The organism is Pseudomonas sp. 22082, from assembly GCF_052046055.1.
Lineage (GTDB): Bacteria > Pseudomonadota > Gammaproteobacteria > Pseudomonadales > Pseudomonadaceae > Aquipseudomonas > Aquipseudomonas pharyngis.
Window position 1 is genome coordinate 92472 of sequence record NZ_JBQEQB010000024.1, and the last position, 20587, is coordinate 113058.

General features: G+C 61.4%; 14 protein-coding genes. 11 read left to right on the top strand and 3 right to left on the bottom strand.

The features are described from left to right. Nucleotides 1–80 precede the first annotated feature (80 nt). Together ACTJK9_RS24395 and ACTJK9_RS24400 are read left to right on the top strand one after the other, a co-directional pair. Complete coding sequence (locus tag ACTJK9_RS24395) at nt 81–776, top strand: DUF1266 domain-containing protein (protein ID WP_236189388.1); 696 nt, start codon at nt 81–83, stop codon at nt 774–776. After that, nucleotides 773–3469: a DUF805 domain-containing protein gene (locus ACTJK9_RS24400; RefSeq protein ID WP_440816830.1), complete on the top strand. Its 2697-nt coding sequence runs from the start codon at nt 773–775 to the stop codon at nt 3467–3469. Before ACTJK9_RS24395 ends, ACTJK9_RS24400 begins: the two co-directional genes overlap by 4 nt. Here the strand turns inward: ACTJK9_RS24400 and ACTJK9_RS24405 are convergent. From ACTJK9_RS24405 to ACTJK9_RS24415, 3 genes are all read right to left on the bottom strand, one after another. Beyond that, the gene (locus ACTJK9_RS24405) at nt 3466–5157 is read right to left on the bottom strand and encodes an Hsp70 family protein (RefSeq protein ID WP_440816833.1); all 1692 of its coding nucleotides are present in this window, start codon (nt 5155–5157) and stop codon (nt 3466–3468) included. The genes ACTJK9_RS24400 and ACTJK9_RS24405 overlap by 4 nt on opposite strands. A gap of 108 nt (nt 5158–5265) precedes the next feature. After that, nucleotides 5266–8544 carry a PAS domain S-box protein gene (locus ACTJK9_RS24410; RefSeq protein ID WP_440816835.1) on the bottom strand — a complete coding sequence of 1093 codons (3279 nt, stop codon included), beginning with the start codon at nt 8542–8544 and terminating at the stop codon, nt 5266–5268. Between the two features lie 68 nt (nt 8545–8612). Further along, complete coding sequence (locus ACTJK9_RS24415; RefSeq protein ID WP_007956444.1) at nt 8613–9503, bottom strand: LysR family transcriptional regulator; 891 nt, start codon at nt 9501–9503, stop codon at nt 8613–8615. A gap of 140 nt (nt 9504–9643) precedes the next feature. Between ACTJK9_RS24415 and leuC the strand changes: the two genes are divergently transcribed. From leuC to ACTJK9_RS24460, 9 genes are all read left to right on the top strand, one after another. After that, entirely contained in the window at nt 9644–11062 is a 1419-nt protein-coding gene (gene leuC, locus ACTJK9_RS24420) for a 3-isopropylmalate dehydratase large subunit (protein WP_011333350.1), read from the top strand. 11 nt (nt 11063–11073) lie between these two features. Then, the gene (leuD, locus tag ACTJK9_RS24425) at nt 11074–11718 is read left to right on the top strand and encodes a 3-isopropylmalate dehydratase small subunit (protein WP_064594825.1); all 645 of its coding nucleotides are present in this window, start codon (nt 11074–11076) and stop codon (nt 11716–11718) included. A gap of 35 nt (nt 11719–11753) precedes the next feature. Continuing rightward, on the top strand, nt 11754–12518 hold the full coding sequence (locus ACTJK9_RS24430) for a class I SAM-dependent methyltransferase (RefSeq protein WP_440816840.1): 765 nt from the start codon (nt 11754–11756) through the stop codon (nt 12516–12518). 69 nt (nt 12519–12587) lie between these two features. Beyond that, nucleotides 12588–13670, top strand: a complete 1083-nt coding sequence (leuB, locus tag ACTJK9_RS24435) for a 3-isopropylmalate dehydrogenase (protein ID WP_039770158.1) — start codon at nt 12588–12590, stop codon at nt 13668–13670. A gap of 66 nt (nt 13671–13736) precedes the next feature. After that, nucleotides 13737–14849, top strand: a complete 1113-nt coding sequence (gene asd / locus ACTJK9_RS24440) for an aspartate-semialdehyde dehydrogenase (RefSeq protein ID WP_011333354.1) — start codon at nt 13737–13739, stop codon at nt 14847–14849. 193 nt (nt 14850–15042) lie between these two features. Beyond that, nucleotides 15043–16053: an aspartate-semialdehyde dehydrogenase gene (locus ACTJK9_RS24445; protein WP_440816844.1), complete on the top strand. Its 1011-nt coding sequence runs from the start codon at nt 15043–15045 to the stop codon at nt 16051–16053. Between the two features lie 209 nt (nt 16054–16262). Continuing rightward, on the top strand, nt 16263–18905 hold the full coding sequence (locus ACTJK9_RS24450) for a FimV/HubP family polar landmark protein (RefSeq protein ID WP_440816847.1): 2643 nt from the start codon (nt 16263–16265) through the stop codon (nt 18903–18905). Between the two features lie 150 nt (nt 18906–19055). Further along, nucleotides 19056–19880: a tRNA pseudouridine(38-40) synthase TruA gene (truA, locus tag ACTJK9_RS24455; RefSeq protein WP_039771597.1), complete on the top strand. Its 825-nt coding sequence runs from the start codon at nt 19056–19058 to the stop codon at nt 19878–19880. Between the two features lie 64 nt (nt 19881–19944). Then, nucleotides 19945–20559 carry a phosphoribosylanthranilate isomerase gene (locus tag ACTJK9_RS24460; RefSeq protein ID WP_039771595.1) on the top strand — a complete coding sequence of 205 codons (615 nt, stop codon included), beginning with the start codon at nt 19945–19947 and terminating at the stop codon, nt 20557–20559. Nucleotides 20560–20587: the final 28 nt, after the last annotated feature.

The window sequence follows — 20587 nt, forward strand, 5'->3', positions numbered from 1 at the left end:
TGCCCCCAGCGACGGTTTCTCTACAATCCGCCGCAGTTTTGCCGACCCCATCCTAATCGGTCGGCCTGGAGCCTTTTTTCATGGACGATATTCAACAGCGCTGGCTGTGCGCCCTTTCTGCGCCAATGGCAGCGCTCAACACCGGCGCCGGGTACGACGACCCCGCTTTCTGCGACGACCGCTACATCGATCTGAAAGACAGCTGGGGTATCGATGACCGGCGGCAATTGTTCGACATGCTCCAATGGATGACGGACGACGGACATGCCAAGCACCTGAGTGGAGCCTACTCGGCATGGCAACGTTGTCTGCCGAGTGAATGGCAACGCCTGCTCGAAGGGCTGAGCCCTCGCGATCGTGTTCTGCATGAGTTTGCCAGTCGCACTTTCGGCGGTTGTGGTCCCGGGGGAATTTTGTCCTGGGACTACGGGCGGATGGGATTTCTCCTGCGTTGCGCGGTGCGCAATCAGTGGATTGATCTGGCCGAAAGCAACTGGCTGCACAGTCGTTTGGCCGTCAGGGCGCAGTTTCACTACGGTAACTGGATGTCCTACTTCAATGGCTTTGTTGTGGGTCGCAGCTTTTGGTGCTGCCTGAACACAAGCGATGACGAGTTGGCCTGGGAGCTGGAACGGCAGGGTGACAGTGCTCATAACCTGCGGATCACCCGCGGCCTCGCCCGGAACATCCCGCATTTTCTGGCCGACCTGCCCTGGCACATGGAGATTGATCTGCTGCCCCGCCCTGCATCGCTCAAGGAGTTCGACTGGTCATGAGTTGCTGGATTCGACTGGGCATCGAGCCCACCTCCGACGAAGCCCGGATTCGTGATGCCTACCGCGCACGTTTGCCGTCGCATCATCCGGAAACCGATCCGGAAGGTTTTCAGGCGCTGCGCATGGCCTACGAAAATGCCTTGCGCCTGGCGCGTGAAGACGAGCAAGAAGTGCTCGAGGAAGAAACTGAAGAGTCAAAGCAGGAGGTTGTCGAGATCCCGCAGGCGTTCGCGGATTTCTGCGAGTTGCTTGACGATCCCGCGCGGCGGTTCAATGTCGCGGCATGGCAGGCATTTGTCCGGGCGCTTGATGAGCTGTCGCTGGAGCAGCTTGATGAACTCAGTTGGGGGCTCTACCACCGGATGGCCGACGCCGGTCCGCTGTCCTGCCGCTGCGCGAATCTTTTGGCCAGGCGAATGGCCTGGGATCAGCAGTTGCTGGATCTGGAATTCGAAGACGCACAGCGGATTGAAGCCTTTCTGCAACGAATTGAAACGCCTGACCCGTTCGATACCGATCTGATGAGCGCTTGGTCAGAGGCTGCGCAGACCGAAACACTCTGGTACGCACGCAGCCTCGACTTCATTTTCGCCAAGCGTCCACTCCATGAGTTTGCCGACTTCGCCGGTCAGCACACCTGTCTGCCGTTGCCGGATGATGCTGCGTTCATCAAGCGTTTGCTGGTGCAGTTCACTCAGGCGGGCATCGGTGCATCGACATTTTTGCAGTGCTGCGTCGAAAAGCAGCTGGAAGCACCTGATGACGTGGACTGGCTTTACCTGTTGGCGTGTCAGAGCAGTCTGCTGGGGCGGGACGATCAGGCATTGCCTTGCTGGATCCGACTGTGGAACGAGTTCCGCCATCCGATGGCCGAAAGTCGTCTGTTGGAATTGTGCGTCAAGCGGCAACCGACTTTTCTGCCCCTGCTGATTCAGGCGTTCGATTGTCTGGACGAGTTTTCTGACTGGCCTGCGGATCTCGGGGATGACGCCCAGGTATACGGCAGTCCGTCACAACGCCCCGAGACGCTGAACCGTTGGTTGGGTGTCGGGCGGTTGAAGCTTGATAGCCTGGCGCAGAGCTTTGTCGATTGGCGCATGACAGGCGATGAGCTCCCGTTGCTTGCCCAACTGCTGGGTGAGAATGCCGACAGCCGGCTGCTGCAACTGTACCGGCATGCCTGGGCGCTGCATCGCGGTGATGCGGTCTTGCTGCAGCGGATTCTGGATCAGCCGCTCCCGGTCGATGCGCTCGAATGCCTGGTGTTGAGCGGGTTCAAAGTTCAGGCCGGGCAGCATCTGCGCTGGTTGGCGAATGCGCCGATTGCACAGGCGATGAGCGCCTTCAGCGAAGCGGATTCAACATCGCAGCAATTGCCGCAGGAGCTGACAAAAGGCGAGCTGCACAAGGTCTGTCGCCTGTGGCTGCGTCGCTTGCGGCCGTACAATGACACCGCCCTGGAGCGCATCGCCGAAGCGTTCAGGTTGGGTGCCGTCAAAGACGACTGTGACCTGTCCGAACTCGATCTGCTTTTTCAGTTGAGCCGTCGCGGGATCGGGTTGCCGTCGGTCGGGCTGGGGGAGGCAGTGTGGGAGTGGCACGCTCAAACCATGTTTTTGCTGGCGTTGCTGGATCAGCCGGAACGTTGTCTGCAATTGATAGATGGGCAGTGCCTGGAGCGTCTGCCGTTCAATCCGGCTCATCCCTTGAGCCGATTGCAGCCACTGTTGCGCCGTTTGCAACGCGAGCAAGGCAATTGCGACGGTTTGCTGGGCTGGCTGCAAGGCAATGATCCGGTACACGGCTTGTTGGTGCAGCAATTGTTCAGCGTTCAGCAGGCCCTCGATAGTTCCCGATTGCCTTCCAATACCCTGCTTTACACCTGCATCGAAAGCGATCGCGCTGCATGTGGCGACGACCTGCTGGGTTTGTTGATGTTCTGGGGCGTGCTCTATCACGACCCGAGCCTGAGCGCCGAGCAGCATCGTGCCTTGCTGCAATCCATCGCGGCGGTCAGTTGCGAAGACGACTGGTTCGAAGGGTTTCGTGACGGCTTGATCAAGGGCGAGCCAGTGTGGCCGCCGCGCAAGTTGTTGACGGATTTCGGGGTCGACAAACTGTTGGCGTACGAGGCCCTCGATTCGCTCAAGGCCATGGTTCGCTATGGCGCTGCCGGAGTGCCGAAAACGCGAGTACTGCGCCAATTGCAGCAGGGCAAGGATGACGTGCAGAACAGTATCGGCTTGCGCCTGGCGCTGTGCGCCTTGCTGTCCTGGTCGGAGCGTTTGATGTTGGCCAAAAGTGATATTCAGCCGGTGCCGGCAGGGGCGATCTGGCGCCTGGGGTCGCGGCTGGGGCGCAAGGCTTTTATCGCTCAGGTTCTGGGGTGTGTAGTGATTGCGCCGGTGGCAGGATTGGTCAGTGGTACTACATTTTTTGGCGCTCTGATCCTGTTACTGGGTGTTCTGGTGTTATTCGGCGCCACTCTGCGCCGTTTGCATGATATGGGGCGAGGCCTGCCCACATTGCTGATATTCATGGCCTTGTCGCCGATCTTGCCGTTCCTGCCGCTGCTGCTGTTCGGCTTTCCCGGTGACAAGTTGCCCAACCGATATGGCGTGCCACCGGACAGCGGCGCTGGCGAGATGCTGTCCGGTGGTCTGCAGGCTGCTCTGCGGCGGCTCAACGGTTAGAGGCGCAGTTGGTCCAGCGCCTTGTTGAGTTCTGAGCGGTGGCTGGCGATCTCTGCCGGCTGCTGTCCGGCGAGTACCGTGGTGAAGTTGTGCAGCCACTCGGCAATGTGTTCGCGCTGCGTGCCCAGACTTTGCATCCATGCCCGCTCCAGACGGGCCAGCAGTGTGCGGTTGGGCAATGCGTCGCGTGGATGGACCTTCAGCGTCGACAGTCGGTTATGGCTGTCTCTGCGCGCTTGTTCATTCAGCCCGGTGGGACTGCGGTCGATGCTGTGGCTGTGGCGTTCGCCGGTCTCGAGCAGCGTGACGTCTACTTCGAGCAAACCGTTGATGTCGTAACTGAAGCGTACGTCCAGCTCCTGAATGTTATCGGTGGGCGTCAAGGTGACATCGAAAGCGTCAATGAGGATGTTGTCACGTACCCACGGCCGCTCACCCTGATAAACGGCAATGCGCAGCAGCTCCTGTCGGGGGTGGGTTGTGTGGTAGCGCTCGACCCGTGACGTCGGAATGATGGTGTTGCGTTCGATGATCGGCGAAAAGGCGCCGTCGATGCCTTTGCCACGCATGGTTGCGATGCCCAGCGTATACGGGCAGACATCGGTCAGAATCAGTTCTTCGATCGCGCCATCGCGCGCCTTGCAGGCCGCTTGCGTGGCTGCACCCAGTGCAACGAGGGTGTCGGGATCAAGATGCCGGTAGGGCAGGCGTCCGAACAGGGTCGCGACCATCTGTTGTACCGCAGGCATCCGCGTTGCCCCACCAACCAGCACCAGACTGTCGAGATCCCGTGGTTTCAGGCGCGCATCGCGCAGGGCCTGCTCGATCGGCGCGCGCAATCGTGCCAGCAACGGTTCCCAGATCTTCACGGCAGCGGCTTCGTCCAGCGACCATTCGTGCAGTTTGTCGGCATGGTGCCAGCTCAAAGATTGAGTGCCTTCGCCGAGTTTGCATTTGAGTTGTTCCAGGGCATCGCCCAGGCTGGCCATGCCTTGCGGATCAATCATCGACGGAGTCAGTCGCCAGTTTTTCAGACAGGCATTCAGCAGTGCAGCGGTAAAGTCCTCCCCACCCAAAAAGTTGTCGCCGGTGGACGCATGCACTTCAATCAGCGGCAATGCATATTCCAGCACCGTGACATCGAACGTCCCGCCGCCCAGATCGAAGATCAGCGTGCGTTCGAATTTTTGTTCGTGCAGCCCGTACGCCATTGCAGCGGCGGTTGGCTCGTTGATCAGTCGGGAAACCTTCAGGCCTGCCAGTTCGGCGGCAAACAGGGTGCGTTTGCGTTGTTCGTCACTGAAATACGCCGGCACGGAAATCACCGCTTCAGCCACCGGGTGGCCGAGAAAAGCCTCGGCGTCCTGCTTGAGAGAGCCAAGTACCAATGCCGATAACTCTTCCGGGCTGAAGCTTTGTGTGCCGAGGTCGATCTGCCTGTCGCTGCCCATGAAACGCTTGAACGCGGCGGCGGTGCGTTCCGGGTGGGTTGTCAGGCGTGCGCGTGCAGCCTTGCCTACCAGAATGGTCCCGTCTTCATCGAGGCTGACCACCGACGGGGTCAGCACCTCGCCGAGGGCGTTGGGGATCAATCGGGCCTGACCGTCCTGCCAGACGGCGATCAAACTGTTGGTGGTGCCAAGGTCAATGCCCAGCAGGGCCGGGCGGGGGAGGGATGCATCCTGCATGATCGATCTCGAAACAGCGCGAAAAAACGCGACCCTACAGGTTGCCGCCAACCCTGGCAATTACCGGCCTGGCGACAATGCCTGTGGTAAGCGACTGCAGGTGTCTGGTCATTCCAGCAATCCTTTTAACCCTTCCAGCGGCAACGGCCGACTGTGCAAATATCCTTGATACAAATGGCAGCCCAACCCTTGCAGGAAGGCCAGCTGTTCCGGGGTTTCCACGCCTTCGGCGATCACTTCCAGCTCCAGGCTGCGGGCCATGGCGACGATGGCGCGGATGATTTCGGCGTCGTTGGGGTCGGTGGTGGCGTCGCGGATGAATGACTGATCGATCTTCAGCGTGTCCACCGGCAATCGTTTCAGGTACGTCAGCGATGAATAGCCGGTGCCGAAATCGTCCATGGCAAAACTCACGCCGAGTTTTTTCAGGCGGCGCATTTTGCTGATGGTGTCTTCCAGGTTCTGGATGACGATGCCTTCGGTGATTTCCAGTTTCAACAGCGAGCAAGGCAGGCCGTGGCTGCTCATGCTGTGTTCGATGCGCTCGACGAAGTCGTTCTGGCGGAACTGCCGGGGGCTGATGTTCACACACAGGCTGAAGGCCAGAGGATCGATCAGCTTTTCGGCGATCAATTGCTTGAAGGCTTCGCACGCCTCGTCGAGGATCCAGGTGCCGACCTCCAGAATCAGCCCGCTGTCCTCCAGCACCTTGATGAATTCGGTGGGTGATTGCGCGCCGAGTTCCGGGTGATTCCAGCGTACCAGGGCTTCGGCGCCGATGATGCGGTTGTCCTGGGCGTCGATCTGCGGTTGGTAATGCACGTCGAATTCCCCCCGGGCCAGCGCCAGACGCAGGTCGGTCTCCATGCGCAGCCGTTCGCTGGCCGCTTTCTGCATGGTGTTGTGATACATCTGCGTGGTGTTGCGCCCCGAATCCTTGGCGCGGTACAGCGCAATGTCGGCGCGCTTGAGCAGGTCGGTCGGGGTCGAGCCGTGATCGGGAATCAGCGCCACGCCGATGCTCGGCGTCACTTGCAGACGCTGGCCGTCGAGGAACATCGGCTCCGACAGCAACTCGCGAATGGTGTCGGCCAGCTCGCGCACCTGAACGCTGACGTCATTGCGCGTGCCCTCCAGGCCACTGAGCAGCACTACGAATTCATCGCCACCGAGCCGCGCCACGGTGTCTTCCATGCGCACACTGGCCTCAAGCCGCGCAGTGATGATTTTCAGCACCGTGTCGCCGACCGGGTGACCCAGCGAGTCGTTGATGTGCTTGAAGTGATCCAGGTCGAGAAACAGCAGCGCCCCGCGCAGGTTGTGGCGCTTGAGCAGGGCGATCTGCTGGCTGAGGCGATCCATCAGCAGTGCGCGGTTAGGCAGGTTGGTCAGCGGATCGTGATACGCCAGATGGCGGATCTGCGCTTCGGCGTTCTTCAGCAGGCTGACGTCCCGTGCGGTCAACAGCAGACAGGCGGTTTCGTTGAGAGTGATCGGTTCGACCGAGACTTCCACCGTCAGGATCTCGCCGCGCTTGTTGCGCCCGAGCATTTCCTGATGGTGCACACGGCCTTTGATCTGGAGCTCGGCCAGCAGTGCCGAACGCTGTTTTTCCTCGGCCCAGATACCGACCTGATACACGGTTTTGCCCACCACTTCGTCGGCACGGTAGCCGGTGAGGCGACAGAAACCGTCGTTGACCTCCAGATAGCGCCCGGTATCGCGCTCGGTGATGGTGATCGCATCGGGGCTGGAGTGGAACGCCTTGGCGAATTTCTCTTCGCTGGCTTTGAGCGCCGCTTCCGAGCGCTGTTGCTGGGTGATGTCGCGCAGCGTGGTGACGATGCACGGCTGGTTGCCGACGCTGATCTGGCGGCTGGAAATCACGCAGGTCAGCGACTGGCCGTCCTTGTGCTGGACGATGATCGCGACATTGCTCAGGCCCTGTTCGCGGATCACCCGTTCAATGCGTTGCAGGCTTTTCGCCGAGGCGTCCCACAGGCCGATTTCTTCGGCGGTGTGGCCAATCACATCGGCGGCACTCCAGCCAAAGGTCTGGGAGAAACTGGAGTTGATCTCGATGAATTCCCCGGTTTCCTGGCGCGTGACGCAGATCGGGTCGGGGCTGACCTGGAACAGCGTGGCGAATTTCTCTTCCGAAGCCACCAGCCGTTGTTCGCGTTCGACCTGATCGGTGATGTCCAGCAGGGTGCCGGCCATCCGCAGCGGCACGCCGTTGTCGTCGCGATAGAGGCGGGCGCGGCTTTCCAGATAACGCGAGCTGCCGTCGGGCAGTTGTACGCGGTAAGTCAGCTGGTAATTGCCGGCCGGGCCTTCGCGCAGGCTGCGATAGGCGTCGCGCATGCTGTCGCGCTCTTCACCGGGGACGCCCTCGAAGAACTCTTCGAACGACTCATGGAACGGTTTTGGCTCCAGACCGTGTAATTGCGCAGCGCGGGCCGAGCCGTAGAGCATGCCGCTGGGAATGTGCCAGTCCCAGGTGCCGAGTTGCGCCGAATCCAGCGCCAGGTCGAGGCGTTCCTGGCTGTCTTTCAGGGCATGTTCGGCGGCTTTGCGTTCGGTGGTGTCGAGAAAGGTGCTGAGCAGGTAAGGCTGGCCTTCGAGTTCAACCTTTTGCGCGCTGAGGATGCCGTCGTGGATCTGGCCGTTGCTGGCGCGGAACTGCACCTCCATGCTGACCAGTTCACCCTTGGCCTTGGTCTTCTTGACCAGTTCCGCCCGTTGCTCGGGATGCACCCACAGGCCCAGTTCCAGGGTGGTGCGCCCGATGGCGCTTTGTACCGGCCAGCCGAACAGGCTTTCGAAATACTGGTTGGCCTCGCTGATCAGGCCGTCTTCCTGGCGGGTCAGCAGCACCATGTTCGGGCACAGATGAAACAGTGTCGCAAAACGTTTCTCCGAACTGCTGAGCGCCTGTTCCCGTTGCCGCTGGTGGGTGATTTCGCGGATCACCCCGATCATTCGGGGGCGGCCGTGTTTGTCGGGGAGCAGGCTGCCGTTGATCTCCAGCCAGTGCAGGCTGCCGTCGGGCCAGCGGATGCGGTGGTGCATCGCCTGTTCCAGCGGTGCGCCGGCAATCACCGCGTGGAAGGCGCGGATGGTTTTCGCCCGGTCTTCCGGCGGCAGCAGATCGAGGTATTCCAGGTCTTCGGGCAGCGGTTGCCGCGGATCAAAGCCGAACAAGGCCTGAGTGCCGCGTGACCAGCTGATCTGCCCGCGCTCGATGTCCCAGTACCAGGCGCCGAGCCGGGCACCGTTGAGCGCCGCGAGCAATTGCGGCGCGCTCTCCCAGCTCTGCTCGGATCGCCGTGGATCAATGGCCTGGATACGCGGCATCGGCGGAATACGGTCAACAGATTTCGGCATTGTTAAGGGGCCTTGAGCTGATTTGGGCGTTTGGCACAGGGGCGGCAGCTCTATAGGAGTAGCACAAGTTAGCCGAGAGTCCCTGGCAGATCGATTTGAGCGTCCAGCAGGGCCATAAACGCCCGTGCAGCATTCGACAGCGTCCTTTCAGTGTGCAGGATATAGCCTAGCTGGCGACTGAGCTGTATGCCCGGTAAAGGTATGCGCGCCACCTGTTCATCGAGCATGGTGCGCGGCAAAACGCTCCAGGCCAGGCCGATCGACACCATCATCTTGATGGTTTCCAGGTAGTTGGTGCTCATGGCGATGTTCGGCGTCAGGCCCTGAGCCTCGAACAGCCGCTGCACAATATGGTGGGTAAAAGTGTTGCCGCCGGGGAAAACCGCCGGATGACCGGCAATGTCCGCCAATGTGACGGCGCCGTTGCTGATCAATGAATGTTCCGGGGCCACCACGAAATCCAGCGGGTCATCCCAGACTGGCGTGGCCTTGACCAGCGTATGCGGCTCCGGCGCCAGGGTGATGACTGCCAGTTCTGCCCGGCCGTGGAGAATTTCCTCGTAGGCCACTTCCGAATCGAGGAACTGAATATCCAGCGCCACCTGTGGGTAGCGGCGGGTGTATTCCCTCAATAAGGGCGGCAGACGGTGCAGGCCGATGTGGTGACTGGTGGCCAGCGTCAGGCGGCCGGTGACTTCGCCGGTCAGGTTGGTCAGGGCGCGGCGAGTGTCGTCGAGCACGTTGAGAATCTGGTAAGCCCGTGGCAGCAGGGCCCGACCAGCCTCGGTCAGGCCCACTTCACGACCGAGCCGGTCGAACAGCCGCACATTCAATTGCTGCTCCAATCCGGCGATGCGTTTGCTGATGGCCGGTTGCGTCAGGTGCAGCCGTTCGCCGGCGCCGGAGAAGCTTCCGGTCTCGGCAATCGCGATAAAAGCATTGAGGTTGGCCAAGTCCATGTTCGTATTCCAGTTGGTTATCCAAAGCATAAAAAATATGAATTTGAGTTATTTAATCTAACCCCATAGGATCGGCCTCACAAGCCAAAGGGTTATTGATAAGCCCAGGGCATAGAAACAAGCTGATGAGGAACCGTCTGATGGCCGGCAAAACGCTCTACGACAAGCTCTGGGATTCGCATTTGGTCAAACAGCGCGACGATGGCTCGGCGCTGATCTATATCGATCGTCACATCATCCACGAAGTGACCTCGCCGCAAGCCTTCGAAGGCCTGCGTCTGGCCGGGCGCAAGCCGTGGCGCATCGATGCCAACATTGCCACCCCGGACCACAACGTACCGACCACCCCGGAGCGCAAGGGCGGCATCGAAGCCATTGCCGACCAGGTCTCGCGTTTGCAGGTTCAGACCCTCGACGACAACTGCGATGAATACGGCATCGTGGAATTCAAGATGAACGACGTGCGCCAGGGCATCGTTCACGTGATCAGCCCGGAGCAGGGCGCGACCTTGCCGGGCATGACCGTGGTCTGCGGCGACTCGCATACCTCGACCCACGGCGCGTTCGGCGCTTTGGCTCACGGGATCGGCACTTCCGAGGTCGAGCACGTGCTCGCCACCCAGTGCCTGGTCGCCAAGAAAATGAAGAACATGCTGGTGCGCGTCGAAGGCCAATTGCCGTTCGGCGTGACCGCCAAGGACATCGTCCTCGCGGTAATCGGCAAGATCGGCACCGCCGGCGGTAACGGCCATGCCATCGAATTCGCCGGTAGCGCGATCCGCGATCTGTCCATCGAAGGCCGCATGACCATCTGCAATATGTCCATCGAAGCCGGCGCCCGCGTGGGTCTGGTGGCGGCGGACCAGAAGACTGTGGATTACGTCAAGGGTCGTCCGTTCGCACCGAAAGGCGCCGAGTGGGATTTGGCTGTCGAGTCCTGGAAAGACCTGGTGTCCGACGCCGACGCGCATTTCGACACCGTGGTCGAGCTCGACGCCACACAGATCAAGCCGCAGGTCAGCTGGGGCACTTCGCCGGAAATGGTGCTGGCCGTTGATCAGAACGTGCCGGACCCGGCTAAAGAGATGGACCTGGTCAAGCGCGACTCGATCGTCCGCGCCTTGAAATACATGGGTTTGACCGCCAATCAGGCGATCACTGACATTCAGCTCGACCGCGTATTCATCGGCTCCTGCACCAACTCGCGGATTGAAGACTTGCGCGCTGCGGCGGTGATCGCCAAGGGTCGCAAGGTTGCGTCGACCATCAAGCAGGCCATCGTCGTGCCGGGCTCGGGTCTGGTGAAGGCGCAGGCCGAGGCCGAAGGTCTGGACAAGATCTTCCTCGAAGCCGGTTTCGAATGGCGCGAGCCGGGTTGCTCGATGTGCCTGGCGATGAACCCGGACCGTCTGGAGTCCGGCGAGCATTGCGCCTCGACCTCCAACCGTAACTTCGAAGGCCGTCAGGGCGCCGGTGGCCGTACCCACCTCGTCAGCCCGGCCATGGCCGCTGCGGCGGCGGTGAACGGTCGTTTCATCGACGTTCGTGAATTGATCTAAAGGAGCGCAGTATGAAAGCTTTTACCCAGCACACTGGTCTCGTCGCGCCTCTGGATCGTGCCAACGTCGACACCGATCAGATCATTCCGAAGCAGTTTCTGAAGTCGATCAAGCGCACCGGTTTCGGCCCGAACTTGTTCGACGAATGGCGTTACCTCGATGTGGGGCAGCCGTATCAGGACAACTCCAAGCGCCCGCTGAACAAGGAATTCGTGCTCAACGCCGAGCGTTATCAAGGCGCCAGCGTACTGCTGGCCCGCGAGAACTTCGGTTGCGGTTCCAGCCGTGAACACGCGCCGTGGGCGCTGGAAGAGTACGGTTTCCGCAGCATCATCGCACCGAGCTATGCCGACATCTTCTTTAACAACAGCTTCAAGAACGGTTTGCTGCCGATCATCCTGAGCGACGCCGAAGTCGACGAGCTGTTCAAACAGGTCGAGGCCGAACCGGGCTATCAGTTGCAGATCGATCTGCACGAGCAGACCGTGACCAGCCCGAACGGCAAGGTCTACCGCTTCGAGATCGACGCCTTCCGCAAACACTGCCTGCTCAATGGCCTGGACGACATCGGCCTGACCTTGCAGGACGGCGATGCGATTGCTGCGTTTGAAGCCAAGCATCGCGCGAGCCAGCCGTGGTTGTTCCGCGACGCGTGAATCTGAAAGGTTGAAACCCAGAAAAGGACGTACCCATGACCAGCACCGCCCACAGTCAGGTTGTACAGAAGCAATTCGGTGAACAGGCCGCCGCCTACCTGAGTAGCGCCGTTCACGCTCAAGGCACTGAATTTGCGCTGCTGCAGGCTGAGTTGGCGGGGCAGGGCGAGGCGCGGGTGCTGGACCTGGGTTGCGGCGCCGGGCACGTGAGTTTTCACGTCGCCCCGTTGGTGAAGGAAGTGGTGGCCTACGACCTGTCGCAGCAGATGCTCGACGTGGTCGCCGCCGCTGCGGTTGATCGCGACTTGAGCAATGTGTCCACGGTCAACGGCGCCGCCGAGCGCCTGCCGTTCGCCGATGGCGAGTTCGACTTCGTGTTCAGCCGTTATTCGGCGCACCATTGGAGCGATCTCGGCGTGGCCTTGCGCGAAGTGCGCCGGGTGCTGAAACCGGGCGGCGTGGCGGCGTTCATCGATGTGCTGTCGCCGGGCAGCCCGCTGTTCGACACCTATTTGCAGAGCGTCGAAGTGCTGCGCGACACCAGCCATGTGCGCGATTATTCGGCCGGTGAGTGGTTGCGCCAGGTCAGCGAGGCCGGTCTGCACACCCGCAGCACTACGCGCCAGCGCCTGCGTCTGGAGTACAACAGCTGGGTCGAGCGTATGCGCACACCCGAAGTGATGCGCGCCGCGATCCGCCAGTTGCAGCAGTCGATGGGCAACGAAGTGCGCGAATATTTTGAGATTGAGGCCGATGGTTCGTTCAGTACAGATGTACTGGTGCTCTGGGCTGAAAAGTAAGTTTCGAACGACAAGCATTTTTCCCGGCGCGCCCGTCGACGGCGCACCGACTGAAGACACGAGGAAAGCATGAGCAAGCAGATTCTGATTCTCCCAGGCGACGGTATTGGTCCGGAAATCATGGCCGAAGCGGTCAAGGTGCTGGAGCTGGCCAACGACAAGTACAGCCTGGGCTTCGAGCTGAGCCATGACGTGATCGGTGGCGCCGCCATCGACAAGCACGGCGTGCCGCTGGCCGATGAAACCCTCGATCGCGCCCGTGCCGCCGACGCCGTGCTGCTGGGCGCCGTCGGCGGCCCGAAATGGGACACCATCGAGCGTGACATCCGCCCTGAGCGCGGTCTGCTGAAAATCCGTGCGCAACTGGGCCTGTTCGGCAACCTGCGTCCGGCGATCCTGTACCCGCAACTGGCCGAGGCTTCGAGCCTGAAGCCGGAAATCGTTGCCGGCCTGGACATCCTGATCGTCCGTGAGCTGACCGGCGGCATCTACTTCGGCGCACCGCGCGGCACCCGCACCCTGGAAAACGGCGAGCGCCAGTCCTACGACACCCTGCCGTACAGCGAAAGCGAAATCCGCCGTATCGCCCGCGTCGGTTTCGACATGGCCCGCGTGCGTGGCAAGAAGCTGTGCTCGGTGGACAAGGCCAACGTGCTGGCGTCCAGCCAACTGTGGCGTGAAGTGGTCGAGCAGGTGGCCAAGGATTACCCGGACGTTGAACTGAGCCACATGTACGTCGACAACGCCGCCATGCAACTGGTGCGTGCACCGAAGCAGTTCGACGTGATCGTCACCGACAACATGTTCGGCGACATCCTGTCCGATGAAGCGTCGATGCTCACCGGCTCCATCGGCATGCTGCCGTCGGCCTCGCTGGACGCCAACAACAAGGGCATGTACGAGCCTTGCCACGGCTCGGCACCGGACATCGCCGGCAAAGGCATTGCCAACCCGCTGGCGACCATCCTGTCGGTGTCGATGATGTTGCGTTATAGCTTCAACCTGCACGAAGCCGCCGACGCCATCGAGAAAGCGGTCAGTGTGGTGCTGGATCAAGGTCTGCGCACCGGCGACATCTTTTCGACCGGTTGCACTAAAGTCGGTACGCAGGAAATGGGTGACGCAGTAGTCGCCGCGCTGCGGAATCTGTAATCTCTCGGGCCCGCTGCGAAATTCAAGACAAAGCAGCGGCCCACTTTTCAAGAAGGTGTAGTTGCGATGAAACGTGTAGGTCTGATCGGTTGGCGCGGCATGGTCGGTTCCGTGCTCATGCAGCGGATGCTGGAAGAGCAGGATTTCGATCTTATCGAGCCGGTGTTTTTCACCACTTCCAATGTCGGTGGCCAAGGCCCGTCCGTGGGCAAGGACATTGCTCCGCTCAAGGACGCTTACAGCATTGAAGAGCTGAAAACCCTCGACGTGATCCTGACCTGCCAGGGCGGCGACTACACCAGCGAAGTATTCCCGAAGCTGCGCGAAGCCGGCTGGCAGGGTTACTGGATCGACGCGGCCTCGAGCCTGCGGATGAACGACGACGCCGTTATCATCCTCGATCCGGTCAACCGCAAGGTCATCGACCAGCAGCTCGATGCGGGCACCAAGAACTACATCGGCGGCAACTGCACCGTCAGCCTGATGCTGATGGGGCTGGGCGGTCTGTTCGAAGCCGGTCTGGTCGAGTGGATGAGCGCCATGACCTATCAGGCGGCGTCTGGTGCCGGTGCACAGAACATGCGTGAACTGATCAAGCAGATGGGCGCGACCCACGCCGCTGTCGCCGATCAACTGGCCGATCCTGCCAGCGCGATCCTCGACATCGACCGCCGTGTGGCCGAAGCCATGCGCAGCGACGCATACCCGACCGAAAACTTCGGCGTACCGCTGGCCGGCAGCCTGATCCCGTGGATCGACAAGGAACTGCCGAACGGCCAGAGCCGCGAAGAGTGGAAGGCCCAGGCCGAGACCAACAAGATCCTCGGTCGCTTCAAGAGCCCGATCCCGGTCGATGGTATCTGCGTGCGCATCGGCGCCATGCGCTGCCACAGCCAGGCGCTGACCATCAAGCTGAACAAGGACGTGCCGATCGCCGATATCGAAGGGCTGATCAGCCAGCACAACCCTTGGGTCAAGCTGGTGCCGAACAACCGTGAAATCAGCATGCAGGAGCTGAGCCCGACGAAAGTCACCGGCACCCTGAACGTACCGGTTGGTCGTCTGCGCAAGCTGAACATGGGTTCGCAGTTCGTCGGTGCCTTCACCGTCGGCGACCAACTGCTGTGGGGCGCGGCCGAACCGCTGCGCCGCATGCTGCGGATTTTGCTTGAGCGTTGATCGCTTGATGCAATGAAAGAACCCGCGCCTTGCAAGAGGCGCGGGTTTTTTTGTACCTGTTGATCGTTCCCATGCTCTGCGTGGGAATGCAGCCATGGACGCTCTGCGTCCGCTCTTCGCGGCGGGCGCGAATTGCCTGCGTGCGACTCACCCGGTAAAGTGCCGCTCCCCCCGTTTCGCCAGAGGTAGCAACATGACCCAGACCCTTGATATTGCCGTGATCGGCGCCACCGGTACTGTCGGCGAAACCCTTGTGCAGATTCTCGAAGAGCGCGACTTCCCGGTCGGCACGCTGCACCTGCTGGCCAGCAGTGAATCCGCCGGCAGCTCGGTGCTGTTTCGCAACAAGAACGTGCGCGTGCGTGAAGTCGACGAGTTCGATTTCAGCAAGGTCAAACTGGCGTTCTTCGCCGCCGGCCCGGCCATCACCCTGAGTTACGCCGCCCGCACTCACGCGGCGGGTTGCTCGCTGGTCGATCTGTCCGGCGCCTTGCCGGCGGATCAGGCGCCGCAAGTGGTGCCGGAAGCCAATGCCGATGTGCTGTCCGGTTTGAAAGTGCCGTTCCAGGTCAGCAGTCCAAGCCCGTCGGCCACTACTTTGGCCGTGGTGTTGGCGCCGCTGCTCGATCTGATCGAACTGCAATACGTGCATGTCACCGCCAATCTGGCGGTTTCCGCCCAGGGCCGCGAAGCCGTGACCGAGCTGGCGCGCCAGACCGCCGAGCTGCTGAACATGCGTCCGCTGGAGCCGACATTCTTCGACCGGCAGATGGCTTTCAACCTGCTGGCCCAGGTCGGCACACCGGATGCGCAAGGTCATACGCTGCTGGAAAAACGCCTGGTGCGCGAGCTGCGTCAGGTGCTGACCAAGCCTTTATTAAAGATTTCCGCAACTTGTGTTCAAGCCCCGGTGTTTTTTGGCGATAGCTTTAGCGTGACCTTGCAGTCAGCGAGCGCGGTGGACCTGGAAAAGGTTAACGCCGCGCTTGAAGAGGCCGAGGGCATCGAGCTGGTCGAAGCCGGTGATTATCCGACCGCCGTCGGTGACGCGGTGGGGCAGGACGTGGTCTACGTCGGGCGGGTACGTGCCGGTGTCGACGAACCGTCGGAACTTAATCTGTGGCTGACGTCAGATAACGTACGCAAAGGTGCGGCCCTCAACGCCGTGCAGGTCGCCGAGTTGTTGATAAAAGACCTGCTGTAAAAGATACTTGGCAACAATTTGTCGACTGATTCTAGCCGGGCGCTATGCTTGGCCGGAGCAGTTGGCAACGTGTCACCCTCCGGGACTTTCCGGGGCATCAAAGAAATGATCGCGCGCGGCATGCTGTCGTCGTCGCGCGCAATGCCTTACGGCAGCGACTATCAACATCTTCTCGCTGGCCGAGGAACGTTCAAACAAAGGAAGAGGCTATGGTTCAAGTTCGCAAACTGGTGTTAGCAATAGCGGCCGCCTCGGCGCTGTCCTCCGGTATGGCGCATGCCCTCGGGCTCGGGGAGCTGACCCTGAAGTCGACCCTGAACCAGCCGCTGGTAGCGGAAATCGAGCTGCTCGATGTCAAGGATCTGACCGCTGCCGAAGTGGTGCCGAGCCTGGCCTCGCCGGAAGATTTCGCCAAGGCCGGGGTCGATCGCCAGGCCTTCCTCAATGATCTGACGTTCACCCCGGTGCTTAACGCCAGCGGCAAAAGTGTGCTGCGCGTTACCTCGAGCAAACCGCTGTCGGAACCGATGGTGAAATTCCTCGTGCAGGTAATGTGGCCGAACGGCCGCCTGCTGCGTGACTACAGCGTGCTGCTGGATCCGTCGAAGTTTTCGCCGCAGACCGCCGATGCCGCCGCTCAACCCGCGCCAGCGCAAACCATTACCGCACCGACCACCGGCGCCACCCATTCGACCCACACCACCACGCCGCGCGACACCCTATGGGAAATCGCCGCGAAGGCGCGCACCGGCGGTTCGGTGCAGCAGACCATGCTGGCGATCCAGGCCTTGAACCCGGACGCGTTCATCGGTGGCAACATCAACCGCCTGAAAACCGGTCAGGTGCTGCGTCTGCCGGACCAAGTGCAAAGCACCGCACTGCCGCAGTCCAAAGCGATTGCCGAAGTGGCCGCGCAGAACGAAGCCTGGCGTCAGGGCCGTCGTTATGTGGCCAAGCCGGGCACCGGTCAGCAGCAACTCGATGCGACCAATCGTGGCCGCGCCAATACCGGCGCTGCGCAAAACGCCAAGGACAACCTGAGCCTGGTGTCCGCCGAAAGCGCCAAGGCGCGTGGCAAGGGTCCGGCCGGCGACGCCAAGGCCCTGAGCAACAAACTGGCGGTGACCCAGGAGAGTCTCGACACCACCCGCCGTGACAACGAAGAGCTGAAAAGCCGCATGGCCGATCTGCAAAGCCAGCTGGACAAGCTGCAGCGCCTGATCGAGCTGAAGAACAATCAACTGGCGAAAATGCAGGCCGAAGGCTCGGGCGCTGCTCCCGCGACCGCCGCCACTGCGCCAGTGGTGCCGGCGATCACCGCGGAACTGGCGGCCACGCCGCCGGCCACTCCGGCAGAGGCTGCTCCGGGCGCACCTGCGCCTGAAGCCGCCGCTCAGGCACCAGTCGAGCCGGTTGTCGAGCCTGTGGTTGAAACCACGCCGGCCGCCGATGACGAGAAAACCTTCAACGAACTGCTGACCAATCCGATCCTGCTGGGTCTGGTCGGTGGCGGTGCGGTGGTTCTGCTGCTCCTGCTGTTGCTGCTGGCCCGCCGCCGCAAGGCGCAGCAGGAAGCCGAAAAACACCTGCGCATGGCCCGTGCCCTGGAGGAGCAATCCTTCTCCCAGGATCTCGATCTGCCTGAAAGCAGCTTCGAAGGTCTGGAAGTGCCAGCCGCCAGCGTCAAGCTGAACCCAGCCCCAGCCCCAGCCCAAGCCCCAGCCGCTGCTGCTGTAGTGGCGCCAGTCGTGATGGCCGAGCCGATCGCCGCGCCGTTGGTGGCGCCGGCCGCCGAGCGTTCCGACGACGTGCTGGACAAGGCGCAGTCGCACATCGACGGCGGTCGTCTGAATCAAGCCGCCGCGTTGCTGGAGGAGGGCGTGAGCCTGGAGCCGCAGCGCAGCGATCTGCGTCTGAAACTGATGGAAGTCTACGGTCGTCAGGGTGATCGCGATGCGTTCGTCGGTCAGGAGCGCCAATTGGTCGCCAATGGCGACAACTTCGCCAAGGTCGAAGAGCTGAAAAGCCGCTTCCCGGCCATGGCGGTCGTCGCGACCAGCGGCCTGGCGGCTGCGGCCATGGCTGCCGAGCTGGACGCGGAATACGTCAAGGAGCTGCTGCTCGACGAGCCTGAAGCGCCTGCCGCGGCAGATGCTGAACTGGACAGCGCTTTCGACCTGAGCCTCGACGATCTGGATAACATCACGCCAGTAGAGCCTCTGGCGACTGTCGAGCCGGAAGCGCCAGTCGAGCTGGATGCGTTCCCGACTGACGACGACCTGAGCTTCGAGTCCGTGCTGCAACAGCAGACCGACATCAAGGAAAACCTCGACGACCTGTCGGATTTCGACCTGGATATGGATCTCGGTGCCGACCCTGCGCCTACGCCGGTCGAGCTGGCAGACGATGATTTCCTGCTGGATCTGGACGAAGGCGTGAAGGATCTGCCGCTGGTCGAAACTCCAACCGTGGCCGACGTGCCGCAGGATGATCTGGAGCTGCCAGCCGATTTCGACCTGTCCCTGGCTGACGAAATGGACGCGGCGCCCGCCGAGCCGGATGCGTTCGCCGCCGAACTGGACGACGTCAACGCCGAGCTGGATCGCCTGTCGGGCAGCATCAACGAGCCAAGCTTCACCGAGGCCGATGCCGCGCTGGGTGATGATCTGGGGGAGGATGACTTCGACTTCCTGTCCGGTACTGACGAAGCCGCGACCAAGCTCGATCTGGCGCAGGCCTACATCGACATGGGCGACAACGACGGCGCGCGCGATATCCTCAATGAGGTCATCAGTGAGGGGAACGACAAGCAGAAGAGCGAAGCGAGCGAAATGCTGTCGCATCTGGCCTGAGTCGGCATTCAGCGGTAAACAAAACGGCAGCCCATGAGGCTGCCGTTTTTGTTTGGGTCTGGTTTCCCCGTCCCGCCGCCTTATAATGCCCGCCTTTGTAGATCAGCAGGCTGTACCGACTTGGCAAACATAGATAACCCGGCCGCCGAAATGGCACCCGAAGGCTTTTTCCGCGTCGCGCTGGGCGTTGAATACAAGGGCTCGCGCTACAGCGGCTGGCAGCGCCAGTCCACCGGTGTGCTCACCGTGCAGGAAACCCTGGAAAAAGCCCTGTCGAAGGTCGCCGACTCGCCGATCTCACTGCAATGTGCCGGGCGCACCGACGCCGGTGTGCATGCCTGCGGGCAGGTGGTGCATTTCGACACCCAGGTCGACCGTTCGCTGAAAGCCTGGGTCATGGGCGCCAACATCAATCTGCCCCACGACATCAGCGTCAGTTGGGCGAAGGTCATGCCGGCGCATTTCCATGCGCGATTCAAGGCGATTGCCCGGCGTTATCGCTACGTGATCTACAACGATCAGATCCGCCCGGCGCATCTCAACGAAGAAATCACCTGGAATCACCGTCCTCTGGACGTCGAGCGCATGGCCGAAGCCGCGCAGTACCTGATCGGTACTCATGATTTCAGTGCCTTCCGTGCCGGCCAGTGCCAGGCCAAGTCGCCGATCAAGAAGATGCATCACCTGCGCGTGACCCGTCACGGCAAAATGATCGTTCTGGACATCCGCGCCAACGCGTTCCTGCATCACATGGTGCGCAACATCGCCGGCGTGCTGATGACCATCGGTGCCGGCGAGCGGCCGGTAGAGTGGATGAAAGAAGTGCTGGAGAGCCGCGAGCGGCGTTCCGGCGGGGTCACGGCGCATCCGTTCGGCCTGTATCTGGTGCAGGTCGAGTACCACGACGAGTTTCCGTTGCCCGAGCGTTTCATCGGGCCACATTTCCTTACGGGTTTCGCGGAACTTGACGGCTGACGCCCTCGAACGCATTTGTTACCATCCGGGACTTTCTCGGATTTGCCTTGGGGTTTTTATCGACATGTCAGCCGTTCGCAGCAAGATTTGCGGGATTACCCGCATAGAAGATGCGTTGGCAGCCGTCGAGGCCGGGGCCGATGCCATCGGTTTTGTGTTCTACGCTAAAAGTCCCCGGGCCGTGACCGTACAGCAGGCGCGGGCGATCATCGCTGCATTGCCGCCGTTCGTGACCACGGTCGGGTTGTTCGTCAATGCCAGCCGCTGCGAGCTCGGGGAAATCCTCGATGCCGTGCCGCTGGATCTGTTGCAGTTCCATGGCGACGAGACCGCCGCCGAGTGTGAAGGCTGGCACCGGCCGTACATCAAGGCCTTGCGGGTCAAGGCGGGCGATGACATTGCCGCTGCCTGCGATGCCTACCCGAGCGCCAGCGGCGTGCTGCTCGACACTTATGTCGAAGGCGTGCCCGGCGGAACCGGCGAGGCGTTCGACTGGTCATTGATTCCGCAAGGCTTGAGCAAGCCGTTGATTCTGGCCGGCGGCCTGACGCCGGAGAACGTCGCCGATGCGGTCGCCCGGGTGCGGCCGTATGCCGTGGATGTCAGCGGCGGGGTAGAGGCGAGCAAGGGCATCAAGGATCACGCAAAGATTCGTGCATTCATCAACGCCGTACGCTGATGTGACGGCTGGCAGACTGCCGCCGTCC